The sequence below is a fragment of the Paenibacillus sp. NRS-1781 genome (genome assembly GCF_050467745.1).
GTDB classification, from domain to species: Bacteria; Bacillota; Bacilli; order Paenibacillales; family Paenibacillaceae; genus Paenibacillus; species Paenibacillus terrae_A.
Map to the genome: position 1 here is coordinate 181,860 of NZ_JBITPI010000015.1, position 17,456 is coordinate 199,315.

Here is a 17,456-nt window from a genome sequence, read left to right on the forward strand (position 1 = left end):
AAAGAGCAGACCCGCAAGAGGGTCTGCTCTACTATTATTCTCTTATCTCCAAAGGGTCCACAATCAAGGGTACAACCTTGCCCGCGTTTACATCAATCAGGCCGTGATCGGTAATTTTCAATGCCGGGCTGACTGGCAAAGAATGAGTGCTCAGCGACATGATTGGATTGTAATGGCGGTAACCAAGCGACAGCAAGGCAGAACGCAACTCCTTCACGTGGGCCGCCACCATTTCTAACGGTCCTTCTGTTAGAATCCCGCCTACGGTTAACGGCAAATGGGACAGCACCTTGCCATTTTCAACTACGCAAAAGCCGCCTTGACTGGAAAGCACCGTATTCGCCGCCAATATCATATCCTGCTTGTTATGCCCCACGACCAGCAAGTTATGGTTATCGTGCGAATACGTGGTTGCCACCGCCCCGCGCTTAATCGTGTCTCCCCCGATCAAACCATAGGCACGGTTACCATTCTTGCCATACCGCTCAAAAGTAGCGATAAGCCCGTGTTCGCTCTGCTCCCACATCAACTCACCATTCGCCACCTGCTCAGGTGCAATACGTTCGCTCGTAAAGGTCGATCCGTCCTTCACCATCATAATACGGCAATGATGTGTACCATCCTCTACATCCAGCTCTACGGTAAAATCCCGCTCTGTGAGAGGCTTCAGCTTTACACTTTGGTAAAAATGAGGTGGAAAATAGCAGCTTAACGAAGCTTGATGATACTCTTCAAATTTATCGAATACCTTTTGTCCGTCCTTGTACACCCTCTCTACTTCAAAATGGCTCAGGTCAGACAACAAGACAAAATCAGCTATTTTCCCCGGTGCAATCGTGCCCCGGTCGTGCATACGCATCCGTGTTGCAGGTGTGAACGTAGCAGCATAGATCGCATTCTCAGGCTTCATGCCCATCCCGATTGCTTTGCTTACAATATGGTTCAGATGCCCACGCTCTACGAAGGAATCCGGCATCACATCATCCGTTACAAAGCAAAAATGCTGCGCCACGTCTTCCTGAATCAAATACTCCATCACTTCAGGGGTCATGGATTTTTCCTGAATCTCGATGAACATCCCCGCAGCCATACGCGCCTTCATGCCTTCAATGCTTTGGTGGGTATGGTCCGAGCCAATTCCCGCGTAGATCAACTGATGCAGGTCCAGATCAAGCAACTGCGGCGTATGCCCTTCAATGATCAGCTCCGGGTAATGCTCACGAACATGGCGTAAAATACGGTTGGTCTTGCCCTCTGGATTACGAATCACATCCACATAGTTCATAATTTCACCCAGACAGATCATCTCACCGGTTTGCAGCAGTGCGTCAATCTCAGGAATATCAATCTCGCCCCCTGAGGTTTCGAGCGGCGTTGCCGGGACAGAGCTTGGAATACCGTAAAACATATCAGCCACGCAATCCTTGCTGACCGCCATCATTTCCTGAATGCCCTCCAATCCAAAAACATTCGCCATTTCGTGCGGTTCCGGTACAATCGTCGTCACGCCGTTGCGAATGAGTCCATAGGAAAAGGTCGCTGGTGTCACCATTGTGCTTTCAATATGGAGATGAATGTCGATCAGGCCGGGAATCATATATTTCCCGTGCCCTTCTACAATTTCATTCACTTCAAACGACTCCAGGCCGCGCTGACCGATATACATAAACTTGCCGTCAAGTATAGCAACATTGCCTTCCTCGAACGTCTTGTAATAGCTGTTATATACTTTAACTTGTAAAATCATTTTGTCTGCACGCATGATGTATCTCCTTCATCGAACCCGCTGATTATTGGACCAGTACCATTTTATCTGCCGGAAAATGCAAGGTAACCCGTTGACCGCTCAGGTACGGCGTGTCCATCTCCTGATTGGCGGTGAAGCTTCCCTTCGCCGTTTCTACCACATACTGATAGCTGCGCCCCAGGTAAGTGCTCACTTTAATGATGCCGGGAAGCTCATTTTCTCCCGTCTCATTGCCTGCTGTGCGGATAACCAAATCATCCGGACGAATAGCCCCCTGACGGGCACCCGGCTGGACTGTACCCTGATTACGGGCCACACTAAACGAAAGATCGCTTGTACTCAGGAGAATTCGTTCCCCCTCCTCAACGCGTTCGTCAAAGGACAAGAAATTATTGAATCCGATAAAACGGGCGACAAATTCGGTGGTTGGATATTTAAAAATCGTCGATGGCGCATCCAACTGCTCGATATTCCCCTTGTTCATAATCGCAACTCGGTCAGAAATCGAAAAACATTCCTCCTGATCATGCGATACGTATACCGTGGTAATCCCCAATTCCTGTTGAATACGGCGAATTTCTACACGCATATTCACACGCAGGTTCGCATCCAGATTACTCAGCGGTTCATCGAACAGCAGCAGGTCAGGTTCAATCACAAGCGCCCGCGCAATCGCAACACGCTGACGCTGTCCACCAGACAGTTCGCCGGGGAAACGCTTTTCAAAGCCCCCCAGACTAACTGTATCCAGCATAGCCATAACACGGCGTTTTATATCATCTTCCCTCACCTTACGCAGCCGCAGTCCAAAGGCAACATTATCAAAAACGGACAAATGCGGGAAAAGCGCATAGCTTTGGAATACAAAACCGAAATTCCGTTTGTTCACCGGAACCCGGGTGTAATCTTTATCGCCAAACAAAAACGTCCCTTGTTTAGCTTCGAGAAATCCTGCAATCAGACGAAGCGTGGTCGTTTTGCCACATCCACTCGGTCCGAGCAACGAGAGCATTTGCCCCCGTTCGAGCTGCAAATCGAAATCCTGCAAGATCAGTTGGTTGTCATAAGCGACCGATACACGATCCAGAGTAAGCAGTGCCATATGGTTGAAGCCTCCATTACCTTTTAGTGAAGTAAGACAATCCCATCAGTCGTTCAATCAAGAACATCAGAATACCGGTCAAAATCATCAGCATTACCGAAATCGCTGCAATCGTCGGGTCAAAATAATTTTCGACGTAGGTCAGCATTTGAATAGGCAGGGTGCTGAATCCCGGTCCTGTCATGAAGACGGAAATGTCGACATTGTTGAATGATTCCAGAAAGGCAATCAGGATGGCCGCAATAATACCCGAACGGATGTTGGGCAGAACCACTTTGAAAAAGGTTTCAAGCCGTCCGGCTCCCAAGCTGAGCGCTGCTTCCTCAATCGCAAAATCAAAGTTGGACAAGCTGGACGCAATGACCCGTATAATGAACGGCAGCATAATCACCGTATGTCCGATCAACAGTCCTGCGTATACCGGCAAATGATAAACAATGATCAGATAACGCAGCAGTGTAAAGCCCAGCACAATACCCGGTATGAGCAGCGGGGAGAGGAACAAGGCATTCAGCGCATCCTTCCCGTGAAACGAAAAACGACTAAGCGCATAAGCAGCAGGCATGCCGATCAGCAGCGCCAAAATGTTACCCAGCAGAGAGACGACAATCGACGTTTTGAACGTGGACATAAACAGGTCCACCTCAAAAATATTTTGATACCAGCGCAAGGAAAAGCCCTGCGGAGGGAATTTTAATACCGTGCCCGGCTCGAAAGAAGTGACCGATATGATCAACAGCGGACCGAGCAGAAAGACGAAGACCAGCAGGCTAAAGAAGCCTAGTCCGTAATGTTTCTCCCGCATATCCACCTACCCCTTCGGATTGAGTTTATGGGCCGCCTTATTTAAGAGACCGACCACGATAAATGTAATGACAATCATAATCGTTGCAATAACGGAGGCGAGAAACCAGTCATTCAGCGTCATGGCGTTCTGATACAAAAATGTAGCAATGACGCGCTGTTTTCCTCCAAGTAGTGCTGGTGTCGTATAAGCCGTCAGACTGCCCACGAAAACGAGAATGCTTCCGATAATCAGGCCCGGCACAGACAGAGGAAATACGATTTTACGGAATGCGCTGAATTTGGAGGCACCGAGGCTCTGAGCTGCATGGACGAGATCACCGTCGATATTTTCGAGTACACCAATCAGTGAAATAATCATCAGCGGTAAAAACAAATGCACCAGACCAATAATCATCGCCGCCGGGGTATACAAAATATTGAGCGGCTCATCAACGAATCCTAAATCGATGAGCACGTTATTCAACAGCCCTTTGCGACCCAAGATGACCATCCAGCTAAATGACCGCACCACCGGACTGGTCAGCAAGGGGAAGATAGCCAGCGCCAGCAAAATTCCTTTACGGCGCGGGGCCTTTTGCGAAATATAATAAGCCGTCGGGAAGCCGAGTAGCACGCATACGAGCGTCGTAACGATACTGACTTCCAGCGTAGTCAGCAATATTTTCAGAAAATAAGGGTCCTTGAAGAAATGGAGATAACCTTCTAGGGTGAATGAGCTGTTCTGTACGAAGGTCGAGCCGATCGTTAACACAATCGGAATGACCATGAACACCGCCAGAAAGAGCAAACCTGGCAGCAGCAGCCAATACAAGTATGTTTTCTTCATGGGTAGCTCCTTGCGGTTATCAATATGTTATTCCTTGTTCAGCACCTGAATAAACAGTTCCAGAAATGCCTCGCTTTCCACCTGTTCGCACACATTCATGTTCGGGCTATGATTGAGACGGTTCTGTACATCGCCCACCGTTTGTCCGTCACATATACGACTGGAGGTTTCCACATCGACATACATTGGCGAAGTTTCCACCAGCCTCGAATTCAGCGCAACCCCTACAGCAAGCGGATCATGAAGCGCACACGCTTTTACTCCGTTACGTTCTTCATAACGCTTGGTATAGATGGCCGTGCTTTCAGCCACATAGCTGCGAATCGCTGGATCAGTGAGACGGGCAATATGGTCCGTCGTTAGCAGTGCCTTCCGTGTTACATCCAGTCCCACCTGTACCAACCGCCCAAATCCGGCATGAAATACGATCCGCGCCGCTTCCGGGTCAGCATACATGTTATATTCTGCTACAGGCGTAATATTGCCGCACCCGTAAATAACACCACCCATAAAAATGACCTCATTGACGTATTGCGTCAACTCCGGACATTTCAGAAGCGCCAACGCCAGATTCGTGAGCGGCCCGGTGCAAACCAGCGTCAGTTCTCCCGGATGAGCCATGACTGTATCAATGATGATGTCCGGCGCAAAGCCTTCGGACGCCGAAATGGCAGGGACAACTCCACTCAATGCGCCCCCAATACCATCTTCCCCATGAATACGGTGCTCATGCAATCCTTTACGGATCAAGGGAGCATCGGCCCCCCGATAGACCGGAATATCCGGTCTATCCAAAAGATCGAGGATTTTGCATGTGTTCAATGTTGCCTGTTTAAGCGATACATTACCGCACACGGTCGTAATCGCTATAACATCCAGCTGGCCGCTTTTGGTGGCTAATAAAATACCCAGCGCATCGTCAATACCTGTATCTACATCTAATATGACTTTTTTCATTATTGGGCAACTTCCCGGTTCCAGCGATCCGTCCATTCCTTGATATGGTCATTGACGAATTTCATATCCAGCTTGGTCAGCTTGTTGACCACATCTGCACCATACGTAATTCCTTCTGTATCCGCACCGGACAGCACCACCTGCGTATTCACCGGAGAATCAACCTTCGCCTTGGCGGACTTCTCTTGAACTTCCTTACTCAGCTGCCAGTTGATAAATTCCTCAGCCAATTCTTTTTGGTCAGAGCCTTTCACCACGTTGATCGTGTTCATTACTGCATAAGCCCCTTCACTCGGCGCTACAAATTTGGCTCCAGGCACTGCTGCTTTCAAATCTTTGAAGTACATCTCCATAATCGGTCCGCCCGCGATTTCCTGCTGACTGAACATGTTGACGAATTCGGACGTCTTGCTATAAAACTTAACAATATTCGGACTCAGCTCTTTCAGTTTCCCGAATGCCTGGTCTTCATTAAACTCTTTACTACCCGCTACCTTGGAGGCCGCGTCAACAACCATCGGTCCAGCCGTAGCCGTAATGTTCGGCAGGGTCACGTTTCCTTTGAATTCACTGCCCCACAGATCAGCCCAAGAGGTCACATTCTTTTTAACCAGCTCCGGGTTGTAAGCAATACCGAGGCGGCCAACCGTATAAGCAGGGCCATACTCCTCACCCAGCGGTGCTTTGGCAATGTCATAAATTTGATTCAGGTTTGGCACTTTGCTGCGATCCAGCTTTTCAAACAAACCTTGTTGGATCCCCTGTTGGGCATAATAATCAGACAGATAAATCAGATCAACGTCTGTGCTTCCTTGACTAATTTTGTTCAACCGTTCTGCGTTATTTCCAATCTCCACTACAATATCAACGTTGTGTTCCTTCTCAAAAGGCTCGTACACTTCTTTGTTAAAGAAGTCTTCGGAGAAGCCCCATGTGGAAATGATTAGCTTCTTTTTCCCATCAGCCGAGCTGCCTTTTCCATCTTCCTGACCTCCGGTAGTATTGCTGCCGCAACCTGCAAGCACAACAGATGCCAAGGTCAAAGCCATGAACCCTTTAAACCATTTTTTCATTTGAAACTCCCCCTGTTTATTCATTCTGCGAACCTGATAACACAAAAAAGAAAAGTACTCTTGTAAAACAAGAATACTTTTCTTCGTAAACAAAGAATAAGTTGATCCCGCTGCGCGTTATAACAGGTTCTCCCCTCAGATAGATCCGAAGCGAAAAGCCGAATATCCAATTGTATTAGGATTCCTTCAGTATGATGTTCGTGATTGCCCACTGCGTTGCTGAATCATAGTCGCGCAGTAGAGCTTCAATATCGAGCCCCATATCCTCAATCAGCTTCTCGCGAAGTCTCTTCTTATACAGCATGGACATTCGGAAATCCACTTCCAGCTTCAAGCCGGGGGCTTCCACTTCCAATGCCGCAGAGCGTGGAGAACGCCGGTGCTTCGCCACAAAGGTAACAATGTTGTTCTCAACGGTGGCCCGCAGTAGCGTGGTCCCGAAGCCGAACAGTTCCTTTGAAATTTCGTTGTAAATCTGGCACATCCGCTTCTTGCTTTCATTACTGTCGAGCAGCGTCATGAACCCACCCTCATCAGCATATTACGTACAATCAACCTTTCAACACGATAGATTATACATAAATATATGATAAATAGCAAACAAAATCCCTAATGTAATAACATATGATGCGAAAAAGCGAACAATATGTCGAACTTTGTAGAGCATTGTAGAGCTTTAGAATATTTTTGTACTTTTTTTCGGCTAAGATATCATAACCCCTGGGATAGGCAAGTAACGTTAAGCCATAAATTTTACCGTTCTTCACTTTTGGTACGATGCTGAGTTACATAAATAAAAGGATATTCGCCTCTGCTTATTTTACGTTTCCACTCTTGGATCATATCTTCTGGGGTAGGCGGTTTCTCATTCACGATTGCTCCTGTAGTTTCTTTAGCCATACTTTTTTATCCTCTCACAATGGATTTAGTTATTGCGTCTTTATCTTTTCTCCGGTCATTTTGATGTTACCATCCATTTCTACCAGACTTGTTTTACATTTTAAGCCGATGGCATCCTTCGCTGTGACTTGTATTGTGTTACCCGCATTGAATACTAAGTTGCCGTCAGCCTTAACACGGATGTCCTTTTTACTCCGCAGTTCGATTCCATGGTCATCCAGCAGCCGAATCACCACTTCATCGTCATTCCCCGTGATTAAAATTTCATTTTTCTCAAATATAATAGCTTTGCGGTACTTAGTCATAAATATCTTCGTCGAAGGGTCCTTAATAAAGTCACCGCCTTTGGATCTCTTTCGGATCGAGTGGGTTACAATGGCGTCTTTTTCGTTATGGGTCGGAAAGTAGATGTCTACAAAGTCAAAAAGCTCCGGCATACAGTACCATCCCGTATTCCCTTCCGATGTATAAAATGTAGCAGTTGGAAAAGCAAAGGTTTCCTTAACGTTCGGCTTAACCTTATCCATTTCATAAAAGAATACCTTCACATGATCCTGTTCAATTCCAATCACTTTCGACTTCAATGATATGCCACGAATGTTCTCGTTTACAATCAATTCCTGCTTCATTCCATCAGAGGTGGTTAGCACATATTCATGCCATAAGGAATTGTGTCGTATAAACGCAACCGACTGCAAGACGTATAAAGCTTTCCCTTTGAATTTAACCTCAGCCCCAATTTGTAGCAGGACATCTTTCGGCCCGGTCGTTTGCACTTTATAATACAAAAGATTGTCGTCTTTGCTTGCCCCTGGTTTGGTTTTTCTGGTCATGGAGTAGTTATACTGTTTCAGCTCACCTTTATGGACACCATCGGGTAATCCAAAATAAAACTGAGGGTTCTCTCCTATCGGATCGGGTATCAGTCCCCAACCAAGCCGAGACGCTATACGTTTCAGAAACGACCAGTCCGTCTCGTCGAATTGCATCGTAAATCCCTGTAAAAGCTGATCCTTTAAGCGGCTGGTACAATTAGCCTTAGGATATGATTTGAGTACATGTTCAAGCAAAGCCTGCAGCTTCATTTTTACATTTTGAAAGGATTGTCTATGAGGCACTTCATTCAGCTGGCTAGTACAGGATAGGGCCTCGGCGACCAAATAAGCTACATTGGACACCAACTTGATTCTGAACTGCGTGACTAATCCCCGGAACAACACAATCTGTTTCTGATCATCATTCAGGTAAGAAACAACTAACTTAGCTCCTGCCTCCATATGATCCGTATACTCTTCCATTTGAGTGCCAGTTAACACACCCGTTAAAAAGACTTTCACATGCTCATTCATTTTCTGCATAACTTTAACCTTCGGATTTTGAAGAGATAGAACCGTTCCGTTATACTTTATGATTGGATATCCCATGATTCTGCTCCTTTTGTCGGTTAGTTTACGTCTATACGTTGTTTGCCTACGTATTGAATGACATCTTTAAGGGTTTGATTATGTCCCTGATCGTTGATGGCCTGATCCAGTGCAGGGAGCGTGGTAAAGGTTTTATTTTTCTTCTGGAAATAAATGCTGGCCATAGGGAATTCATCAACTCTACCAGGTCCATGAATCCCATTATCAACATTGGCAATGATGATAACATCCTTCAACCCATCCTTATTTACATCCTTGAAGGCCACCGCTTCTACGCCTCCATATCGCGCTACCCACTCATGGTTCCCGTAGAACTCTGGGAATGGATATAAAATATGTCCTTGATCATCTAATAGAAAGAAAAAGAATTTACGAAGACCTTCCGAATATCCATATGTGGATACAAACCGTACTTTTCCAAAGCCTTCGAGAGTAGTTTGAAAAGACTGCGACTCTTCAATTTCATATTGGTCGGTATCCAATTTTCCACCGCCAACAGTAGAAACAGACTGATCCACAACAGGACTTAGCTCACTCCATAGTTCCTTATTTTGCTTGATACCCTCTGGAATTTGCGCAAAACGAATTTCATACTCTGCATGATCCCCTACTGCATGAGCCACGGGTATACTAATTCCCAATGAATCACTTGTAAGATAACTAAACGTATCTAATCCTGAATCCTGAGCTGAACCTTTTAGTAGGTCTGCCCCTGTTAACCATTGGTTTAACTCATTTTGAGTAAAATTACCGAGTAAGTCTTTTTGTTCTGGCTCTATAGCTGTGAATTTCCTACTTTTTAAAAGCTCTAAAAAAGGTTTTTCGATCTTTACCAGATCACTCAATCTTAATCTTAAAGCCTGCTTCATATCCAAATTGGTCGTATAAAAAATATGATTAGGATAGGCTGCGTCTTTCACATAACGAATCCCCGTATATTGAACACTCAAGAACCGTTCACTTTGCCGTTTAATTTCATAATCAATCTCTACATGAACTTCAGTATCAGAATCGGCATATTCATGTAATCCTTTTACAGCTTCGGTCTTAAGAATCTGGTTTAAAGATTTTTGCTTTACAGCATCCTTGAGTTTTGTAATTTGAGGATATTTAATCAAGATCCCATTTTCCGAATATTTCGCTTGAATAAGCTCATAGCTTTGCTGTTCAATATGAGTATTTAAGGTGATGCTATGTTCAGAATCAATGCGGACTTCTTCGCTTTTGGAGAACTCAATGATAATGTTCTGTTCAGAAACATCACTGTTTATTAAGAAACCATCGCCGTGGTCTAAAACTTCAATACTCATGCTATCATGTTGTCGATTCTCGAAAATAATAGGCTCATCCATATCCTTGTTCAAATACCACAAATCAGGAAGCTTCATCTTGTTTATGGCTATTCTTTTCTGCGTCCACTTTTGCCCAGACAACTCCCATAAAGCAACAAATACGGGATATGGATGATATATGGATACATATCCCCCTAACAACAACTGTATTCCTTGGTCTGAATCTCGAACCACAAAATCTGTAGTCAATTCTGGCCCGCCATCCTCAATCATCTGCGCGTGTACAAGCTGCTTCGTACTCCACCACTGAATAAATGTGTATTTTCCTCCGATTGTACCTGTCACCGTATTGGGTGCTCTATAATTCACAACTCTAACGTTGAGCTGCCCACTTTTTAACTGAAACGATTTTGTTAAGATAGTAAGATTGTTATCAAAATTTTCTACTAATTCTCCATCCCTCATCTCTACACTTTCTGGTTCGTTTAATAACAAATTAAGTTCCTGTGTGAACTCCGCAATCTTTTTTTGTCTGACATCAGAATCCATATTCTCATTGTTGATTATACGAAGTGTCTCTAGCAACGTATCCAGCCTTTTCGAATAGGAAATCATTTTGGCTTCATTTTGGAGAGAAAGCGTATGATTTGTTGCTGCTTTTGAAGAATCATTTCCCTTCGTACATCCGTTCAGTACTACACAGGAAATTAGTAGTAACAGCACGTAACAAATTCGCCCGTACTTCAAGTAACTCATGCTGGATATCACGCTCTCTACAATTTATCGTTTATCTCTATACTCATAATCCTCCACTTGCCTGACTGCTTTTCTAACGTAAACACAATTCCTTCGTTTGTTTCTTCTGAATTACTTCTTACTAAAAACGTCTTCTGGTTACCCTCATTAGCAATCTCTTTTATATCTAGCTCTAATCCGGTATAGTCCATAGCGGAAAAATCTATGATATCTTCAAAATTATTTTTCGGGCTTGCTGACAAAGCTGTGAATTCCGCCATTTCAGGCAAGTGTATCAAGAAGCGATTCATAAGATAATGATCCTCCAAATAATTTTGAATAATATCTTTAGGAATCGTGGGGTATACAAACTTTTTATTTTTGTTCTCATATAGTACTTTTGATTTTTCTGGTCCAGTCCTATCAAATTTCTGATAAGTCATTATTGTATGTTGTTGAGTATCCTGAAAACGGTAGTAACTCACATCCTCAAAAACACCATCTTTATTAATGTCCTCTAGCTTCCTGCTTCCTTGCCCTGTTGCTTCTGGATAATTGTAATTCACGTTGTTAATTTGGTTATCGTCCAAAGCAAATATAGAGAGTCCTTTTGCATCATCCACTTCGCTAGTGGAATATACCACGATAAATTTTTGTTCTGTTTGATCCAACTTCATGATCTTCACATCTTTATTAAGATGCACAACCATAACTGGGTCCTCTAATTTATCAATGATGTGATAACCAGCATCCTCCCGGATTACAAATATGCTGTCAATTTCCTCTTTTTCCAGCCCAAAAGCAAGCACGTATTCCGGCTTTCCATCACGGTCCAAATCTTCTTTTAATATTTTTTGAAGATGCTCATCCTTGGGTTGAATTTTCTTTATAAACTGATCCAATGTGTCAGAATCTGTAGCGCGAGCACTACTTCTTTTATTTATTGGAGTAACAATATTGCTATTTCGATCTTGTTCTTGAGCAGCAGGGTCTGGTTCAGTCACAGCTTTTTGCTCTATCACTTGAGTGCTAGGTTTGATGGGCTCAGCTACCTGTTGCTTCTCGTTCGTGTGTTTTTCCGAACATCCATTCAATAGCAGGCTAAATAACAATATTAAAAATAGTATTCTATTTTGTTTTATAAAGTTGATTTCAAAAAACTCCCCTCTTACATTATTCATTCCACGTTTATACGTTGTTTGCTTACGTATTGAATGATATTTTGAAGCGTTCGATTGTGGCCTGTTTGATTGATATTCTTATCCAATTCAGGTAGGGTAGTGTACGTATTGTCCTTTTTCTGAAAGTAAATCCCCGCGACAGGAAGCGTTTCTACTCCGTGTGCATTAATCCCTGTGATATAATCTGCAATTATGACAATATCCGTACGCCCATCCTGATTTAAATCCTTAAAGCTTACTGCTTTAATCCTGTCAATCATCCTACCGTTGTTACCATAAAATTCGGGGAACTCGTATAAAATCTTGTTATCCGCATACTTTTGGCTGTTAACTTCCAAAAAAAACTTTGCTTGTATCAGATCATTTGCATCCTCATCTTTTAAAGTGGATATAAACTTTACTTTTCCCCATCCATTAAGAGTAGTAATAAAAGATTGTTCTTTTTGTATAGTATATGGTTCCAGATCAGGGTCGGGTTGAGCATCTTCATCTACATAATCAGCGCTGCGTTGCTGTTTTATGGATTTCTCCATGTTATATTCAATGAAAATATTATTTACTTTTTCCGTTTTAGTATCCCACTGAATCCTCAAATGCAAGCCGTTTTTGGAGTAGAGCAGACTCCCATTTGTTATGATACTCGGTTGGCCGTAGAGCTGCAGTACTTTGCCAAGTGTATCACCAGTCTTCAATCCTCTTTTCGTTTTAAGCTTGGAATTTTCCAAGCTCACACCTACAAGATAGCTTTCACCATCCACCAGTTCCTCACCTTCAAGCTCAATCTTAGATAAGACTACAAATCTTATTTCTGGATCCTCATAGTTAGGATAAGATAAGTTCCACCTTCTGTAAGTCCCGTTCCCACTAATATATCCTCTATTGGAACTATCGTACCCCTCACCATAACCCCACTTATGAATAAGTTCTTTAATATCTGTTTTTTTATTAATTTTGTGTAATCGATATGAAATTTCAAAGTCCTCTTCCTGCAGGGGCTTAGGATCGGAAGATACAACGTTTTTGGCTTTGTCTGTTCTTTTATCTGGATAGTAGCCCGTGCTTTCTTGCTTAACTTTAGCAGTAGCTGTTTTCTCATTGTTATAAGTATTGATGTCTGAAAGACTACATGCGGTTACTCCTAAAACCAAAAAAAGCAACATAATGAAATAACAGTAACTTAGCTTGTACATTTCTTTTCCTCTTTTCGAATTTCAGCTTATCGTTTGCCCGTTACCGTCCACTTTTTATTCGCATTACCATGACTATCTTGGGCATTTTGGAGTGCCTTGAAGGTAACAGCAGGAAGTTTTATGCCTTCTGAGCTAGCAATATTTTGAGCTGTGCTTTTACTAATATTTGATAGATATAAGTCATAATTATCTGACTCTTTATTGCTTAATTTGTCATAAATGGATTTTACATCTTCACCCCATGTACCATGACCAGCATATGGCCCATAATCTACTCTTTTCGAATTCATTCTTACAATCGGAGTTATCCAATTGCAGTATTGATATATATCACCCTTACCTTTAATTCCCTCCAAGTTGTTGTTTTTAACTACAACTTGCCTAAACTCTTTCCCATAGTAAATATACCCCAATATTTTTCCGAAAATTAAATTATTCGCCTTCACCAAATCCTTTGCATAATTAGTCTCAACACCATGCTGACCATCAGCTGCTCTATTTGTACTGCTCGTATTAAAACTTCCCGTCCCTTCCTGAATAATAATAGCTAACAAAAGGCGTGGATCAATTTGAATATTATATGTTTCTTGTATGCTTTTTGTAGCTTCCCACAAACTGTGCAACTTTTCTTGGTTCCATTTTTGTTTAGTGAAATTTAATGAGCGCTTTTTGAAAGTTTTCTCAGCTTCAGAACTACCGTTATACTGGAATTCAGCAGGTATCCATTTTCCAGTCGGAGTCTTTACGTTCGTTTTTGCAGGTTCATCCTTCGATTCGTTGGTAACCGGTACTTCTGGTGGTGTCTTATCAGTGGTATCGATCAGACCCAACTTCTCTCGTATAGCACGTCCTGCCTTCTCAGCGGCCAACTTCTGCTTGATATTTCCGCTTGTCTCAGCAGCCATCCAGCGGATTGTTTCTTTTTGCATCTGCTCTTGAGCCCACTTGGGGAACGTGGCCATTTCGCGGAGCTTGCTTCGAAGTCCCTCTGCCAGCTTTTGCGCTTTACGCATCCCGACCTCGTCGCCGTTTGCTTTAGCAATATACCAATCCTCTTTGTATTTACGCATCCAGGTTTGAGCCCAGTCAGGATAATTCAGTTTTTGTTTTTTCTGTTCTGCCACCAGATCAAAAGCCTTTGCTTTCCTATGCGCATTAGCGGTTGTTAAAGCTTTCAACATAGGTGTTGCACCAAACGTTGGTTCTTTCCACTTCATATGCCTTCTCCTTTGTTAGGGATGCTTAGAAGAATCGTATCTCCGATATGCATGTATCGTGATATTTGCTTCCTTTCTCTACTGCCTCAATCGTTATTTTCACAAATGAGGTGTGAATGGGGGCATCAAGAAATTCGTTCCTTATAAAATCATTATCTACCATCATGGTCTGCCCGTTTGAAAACTCCAGTTTCATTCGTTTAACTCTATTATTTGCTTGGAAAGCATTAGATGACTTAGCCAAGCCATTGATGAGCTCAAATCCCTTCAATTCTTGCACAGAACCAAAATCAATCTTGATCCACTCCCCTATCCCGTCTCCCTTAACTCCTTCACACCAAGCTGTACTCGCATCTCCATCCATGATGTTTCGGACAGCATAGGAATTTCCAGCCTGATCTGGAAGTGTAGAAGAAGCAACGATTTTCTGTGCCGGGATGCTTTTTTGATATTTCATCAAATCCGTTGCAGTCTGTATCCATTGCTCAGGAGACACATTATAACCTACCCTATGCAATGGGTTGGAGTATTTTATAGTCAAACCTGTTTGGATGTCTCGTTGTTGCAGTTCACCCTTTGATTTCAAATAAGCAACCCTATGGTTATCCAAGGTTATAACAGGAGATTCTGTGGCTTTCATTAGTAGCTTCTTCTCCCCTGTCTGTATATTGAACATATACGTCTTATCATTATCATAAGAAGAGAGAAGCAATTGATCGTTATAAAGCCACTGTTCGATCTGTATTCCTTCTATCCCTAGCTTGATTTGTTGAATTTGCTTATTCTTGGACAAGTCATAGATCAATACAGTATGGTTACCATCTACAAGGGCAAATTGGTTACCGTCAGGCGAAAACACTGGAAGATTGAGATAGTGACCATCATTTAATTGCCCTAATGCTCTAGTTTCCTGCCCCTGGTTCATATAATAAAAAAAGGCTGCATCCCCTGTGTAAACACACTTGCGTAAGTCAGGAGACATAACAGCGTAGTCCCTATTCGGCACCTTAAATTCATATAATTTCTTTGTGGTAGACAAATCAAAGATTTTAATAATTAAATAATTCAATTCGGTTGACTCTCTACATAAAGCGATCCGCCTGCCATCATCCGAGAACCTAACCAGATACAACTCAGATTCAGGATACGCTTCACCTTCACTTGCATATAATTCATCTATAATGCCGTCTAAATCAATATAGGTATTGCCTGTAGGATCATCCATATCAGCGAGATATTCCATGGGCATGTTTCCATTTTCCGCTTCAAAAAGCAACCAATTTACAGCCCTTTTTGTTGGGGGAAGCTTCTTGGACTGAGAGACAGAAGCATGAGTTTCATTCCGCTCCTGTACTTTTTGGCCCTCATTCGATTGTATACAGCCGCATAGCATAGAAAAGATTATGACGAGTAAAGTAATTTTACTTATCCACACCGCAGTTTTCTTTTGTTTCCTACTGCTCATCACAATAACTTCAGCTCACCTATACAAGTATTTGGGAAGTCCGCTCCTTTTTTTATTTCCAGTATGGTAATTTTAACGAAAGATGTTCGTATGGGTTCGTCAAACCTGAAGCGTGTGTCATTGTTCTCAAGCACCACAGATTGTCCATCCGAAAAATCTAGTTTCATTTTTTGGATTGTATTCACGTCTAAATACTTATTGTTAACTCGTATAATATCGTCAACCATCTCCATACCTCTGACCTCTTGAATTGAACCCAAATCCATAGTTACCGTTTCTCCTACTCCGCCTTCCTTCGTTCCTTCACACCAAGGGGTTAAATTATTATCGTCCGTTAAATTGTTCACATTAAAAGAATAGTTACTCTGATTAGGAAGTGTGGAAGAGGCCGTAATTTTTTTCACTTTGACCTTGTTGCTATATTTCATATAATTAGTTCTTGTTTCAATCCACTGTATTGGAACTACCCATGTTCCTTCGCCATTTACAATGGACGAAATATCTCCTTTTTTTCCACTAGCTACATCAATCATGAACATTTTTACAACCTCATCATCTGCCAGGACCAATTTTTTTTGATCTGGGGATAAAATAAAATCGCCCTCATTTTTAGTTATAAACTGTACTTTTCCAGTGTGTATATCTAGTGAATAAATATCGTTTATGAAAGTATTATCTTTTTTATAAGTGGTATAAAGAAGTCTGTTCCCCTGATCCCATTGCATAATACTCGAGACATCAGTGCCTGCAAGCAGAAGCTTCGTACCACTATCACCAGATAGATCAAGCATTACGATCCCTGTCTGATCATCCACAAAACATAACTTGGTGTTATCAGGTGAAAACACTCCCTGAGCAATATTATTAATATCCGCTTTGCCTTTGTTAGCCTTCAATTCTGTAGTTCTTTTACTTATTGCATCATATAAATACACACATCCGTCCATTGCATATAAATATTTACTCAGATCAGAAGAGATCACAGGATATTGAGCCGTTGGCGGTAATTTAAACTCTCGTTCTTTTTCTCCCGCGTCCAGATCGTACACCTCAATAATGAGTGGCTCCTCTGGTTGCTCCCCATAAACGTCTCTTATAATCGCCATACGGCTGCCGTCACTTGTTATTTTCCCGACATATACTTGTGAGCCTCGATATTTTATACGTTCCTCCTTAGTTTCCATGGTGTCAATTAGGTCGTCGATACGAATATTAGTTTCTCCAGTAGGATCATCTAAATTGGTTAAGAATTGAACTCGATCTTCTACGCCTTCTTGACCATTCAAAAGCCAACTTACTTTTTTTTGAGTTGCCTTTACATCATCCTGATCTGCCTTAACTTCATTACGTGATGGTATATCGGAAGACTGCGAAGATATAACATTGTCCCCACCTGTGCTTGCTCTACATGCAGATATCAGCACTGAAAAAACAATAATTAAAACTACTTTTATACAACGCATGATTTCTCCTCTCTTTTACACTCTCTATAAAGTTTCCTCATTAAGCGGGTTGGCTCAGTTCCTTTATGCGATTCTGT

General features: G+C 42.6%; 15 protein-coding genes. All 15 read right to left on the reverse strand.

Annotation, left to right across the window (positions count from 1 at the left end; all coding sequences use genetic code 11):
• Positions 1-34: 34 nt before the first annotated feature.
• Complete coding sequence (locus tag ACIFO6_RS05500; protein WP_430038846.1) at positions 35-1,762, reverse strand: adenine deaminase C-terminal domain-containing protein; 1,728 nt, start codon at positions 1,760-1,762, stop codon at positions 35-37.
• 28 nt (positions 1,763-1,790) lie between these two features.
• Positions 1,791-2,849, reverse strand: a complete 1,059-nt coding sequence (locus ACIFO6_RS05505; protein WP_430038848.1) for an ABC transporter ATP-binding protein — start codon at positions 2,847-2,849, stop codon at positions 1,791-1,793.
• A 16-nt stretch (positions 2,850-2,865) separates the two neighbouring features.
• Positions 2,866-3,654: an ABC transporter permease gene (locus ACIFO6_RS05510; protein ID WP_044644351.1), complete on the reverse strand. Its 789-nt coding sequence runs from the start codon at positions 3,652-3,654 to the stop codon at positions 2,866-2,868.
• A gap of 6 nt (positions 3,655-3,660) precedes the next feature.
• Positions 3,661-4,482 carry an ABC transporter permease gene (locus ACIFO6_RS05515; protein WP_430038850.1) on the reverse strand — a complete coding sequence of 274 codons (822 nt, stop codon included), beginning with the start codon at positions 4,480-4,482 and terminating at the stop codon, positions 3,661-3,663.
• A gap of 27 nt (positions 4,483-4,509) precedes the next feature.
• Entirely contained in the window at positions 4,510-5,439 is a 930-nt protein-coding gene (locus ACIFO6_RS05520; RefSeq protein WP_430038852.1) for a nucleoside hydrolase, read from the reverse strand.
• On the reverse strand, positions 5,439-6,512 hold the full coding sequence (locus ACIFO6_RS05525; RefSeq protein ID WP_430038854.1) for an extracellular solute-binding protein: 1,074 nt from the start codon (positions 6,510-6,512) through the stop codon (positions 5,439-5,441). The genes ACIFO6_RS05520 and ACIFO6_RS05525 overlap by 1 nt, the downstream gene beginning before the upstream one ends.
• Before the next feature lie 175 nt (positions 6,513-6,687).
• On the reverse strand, positions 6,688-7,032 hold the full coding sequence (locus ACIFO6_RS05530) for a hypothetical protein (RefSeq protein WP_014278613.1): 345 nt from the start codon (positions 7,030-7,032) through the stop codon (positions 6,688-6,690).
• A gap of 233 nt (positions 7,033-7,265) precedes the next feature.
• A complete protein-coding gene (locus tag ACIFO6_RS05535) occupies positions 7,266-7,412 on the reverse strand; it encodes a hypothetical protein (protein WP_430038856.1) in 147 nt (48 codons plus the stop codon).
• Between the two features lie 29 nt (positions 7,413-7,441).
• A complete protein-coding gene (locus tag ACIFO6_RS05540) occupies positions 7,442-8,836 on the reverse strand; it encodes a hypothetical protein (protein ID WP_430038857.1) in 1,395 nt (464 codons plus the stop codon).
• 20 nt (positions 8,837-8,856) lie between these two features.
• Positions 8,857-10,884, reverse strand: a complete 2,028-nt coding sequence (locus ACIFO6_RS05545; RefSeq protein WP_430038859.1) for a DUF4163 domain-containing protein — start codon at positions 10,882-10,884, stop codon at positions 8,857-8,859.
• A gap of 17 nt (positions 10,885-10,901) precedes the next feature.
• A complete protein-coding gene (locus ACIFO6_RS05550) occupies positions 10,902-12,044 on the reverse strand; it encodes a hypothetical protein (protein ID WP_430038861.1) in 1,143 nt (380 codons plus the stop codon).
• Entirely contained in the window at positions 12,041-13,234 is a 1,194-nt protein-coding gene (locus ACIFO6_RS05555; RefSeq protein ID WP_430038863.1) for a hypothetical protein, read from the reverse strand. The genes ACIFO6_RS05550 and ACIFO6_RS05555 overlap by 4 nt, the downstream gene beginning before the upstream one ends.
• A 26-nt stretch (positions 13,235-13,260) precedes the next feature.
• On the reverse strand, positions 13,261-14,451 hold the full coding sequence (locus ACIFO6_RS05560) for a hypothetical protein (protein WP_430038865.1): 1,191 nt from the start codon (positions 14,449-14,451) through the stop codon (positions 13,261-13,263).
• Positions 14,452-14,476: 25 nt separating this feature from the next.
• Positions 14,477-15,916 (reverse strand): NADase-type glycan-binding domain-containing protein, encoded by a 1,440-nt coding sequence (locus tag ACIFO6_RS05565; protein WP_430038867.1) that lies wholly within the window; start codon positions 15,914-15,916, stop codon positions 14,477-14,479.
• Positions 15,916-17,379 carry an NADase-type glycan-binding domain-containing protein gene (locus ACIFO6_RS05570; RefSeq protein ID WP_430038869.1) on the reverse strand — a complete coding sequence of 488 codons (1,464 nt, stop codon included), beginning with the start codon at positions 17,377-17,379 and terminating at the stop codon, positions 15,916-15,918. The genes ACIFO6_RS05565 and ACIFO6_RS05570 overlap by 1 nt, the downstream gene beginning before the upstream one ends.
• Positions 17,380-17,456: the final 77 nt, after the last annotated feature.

Coding starts and splice junctions, on each gene's coding strand:
- ACIFO6_RS05505 (WP_430038848.1), bottom strand. CDS start 2,849: ATGGCACTGCTTACTCTGGATCGTGTATCGGTCGCTTATGACAACCAA.
- ACIFO6_RS05525 (WP_430038854.1), bottom strand. CDS start 6,512: ATGAAAAAATGGTTTAAAGGGTTCATGGCTTTGACCTTGGCATCTGTT.
- ACIFO6_RS05510 (WP_044644351.1), bottom strand. CDS start 3,654: ATGCGGGAGAAACATTACGGACTAGGCTTCTTTAGCCTGCTGGTCTTC.
- ACIFO6_RS05555 (WP_430038863.1), bottom strand. CDS start 13,234: ATGTACAAGCTAAGTTACTGTTATTTCATTATGTTGCTTTTTTTGGTT.
- ACIFO6_RS05550 (WP_430038861.1), bottom strand. CDS start 12,044: ATGAATAATGTAAGAGGGGAGTTTTTTGAAATCAACTTTATAAAACAA.
- ACIFO6_RS05520 (WP_430038852.1), bottom strand. CDS start 5,439: ATGAAAAAAGTCATATTAGATGTAGATACAGGTATTGACGATGCGCTG.
- ACIFO6_RS05535 (WP_430038856.1), bottom strand. CDS start 7,412: ATGGCTAAAGAAACTACAGGAGCAATCGTGAATGAGAAACCGCCTACC.
- ACIFO6_RS05560 (WP_430038865.1), bottom strand. CDS start 14,451: ATGAAGTGGAAAGAACCAACGTTTGGTGCAACACCTATGTTGAAAGCT.
- ACIFO6_RS05515 (WP_430038850.1), bottom strand. CDS start 4,482: ATGAAGAAAACATACTTGTATTGGCTGCTGCTGCCAGGTTTGCTCTTT.
- ACIFO6_RS05530 (WP_014278613.1), bottom strand. CDS start 7,032: ATGACGCTGCTCGACAGTAATGAAAGCAAGAAGCGGATGTGCCAGATT.
- ACIFO6_RS05545 (WP_430038859.1), bottom strand. CDS start 10,884: ATGAGTTACTTGAAGTACGGGCGAATTTGTTACGTGCTGTTACTACTA.
- ACIFO6_RS05540 (WP_430038857.1), bottom strand. CDS start 8,836: ATGGGATATCCAATCATAAAGTATAACGGAACGGTTCTATCTCTTCAA.
- ACIFO6_RS05570 (WP_430038869.1), bottom strand. CDS start 17,379: ATGCGTTGTATAAAAGTAGTTTTAATTATTGTTTTTTCAGTGCTGATA.
- ACIFO6_RS05565 (WP_430038867.1), bottom strand. CDS start 15,916: ATGAGCAGTAGGAAACAAAAGAAAACTGCGGTGTGGATAAGTAAAATT.
- ACIFO6_RS05500 (WP_430038846.1), bottom strand. CDS start 1,762: ATGCGTGCAGACAAAATGATTTTACAAGTTAAAGTATATAACAGCTAT.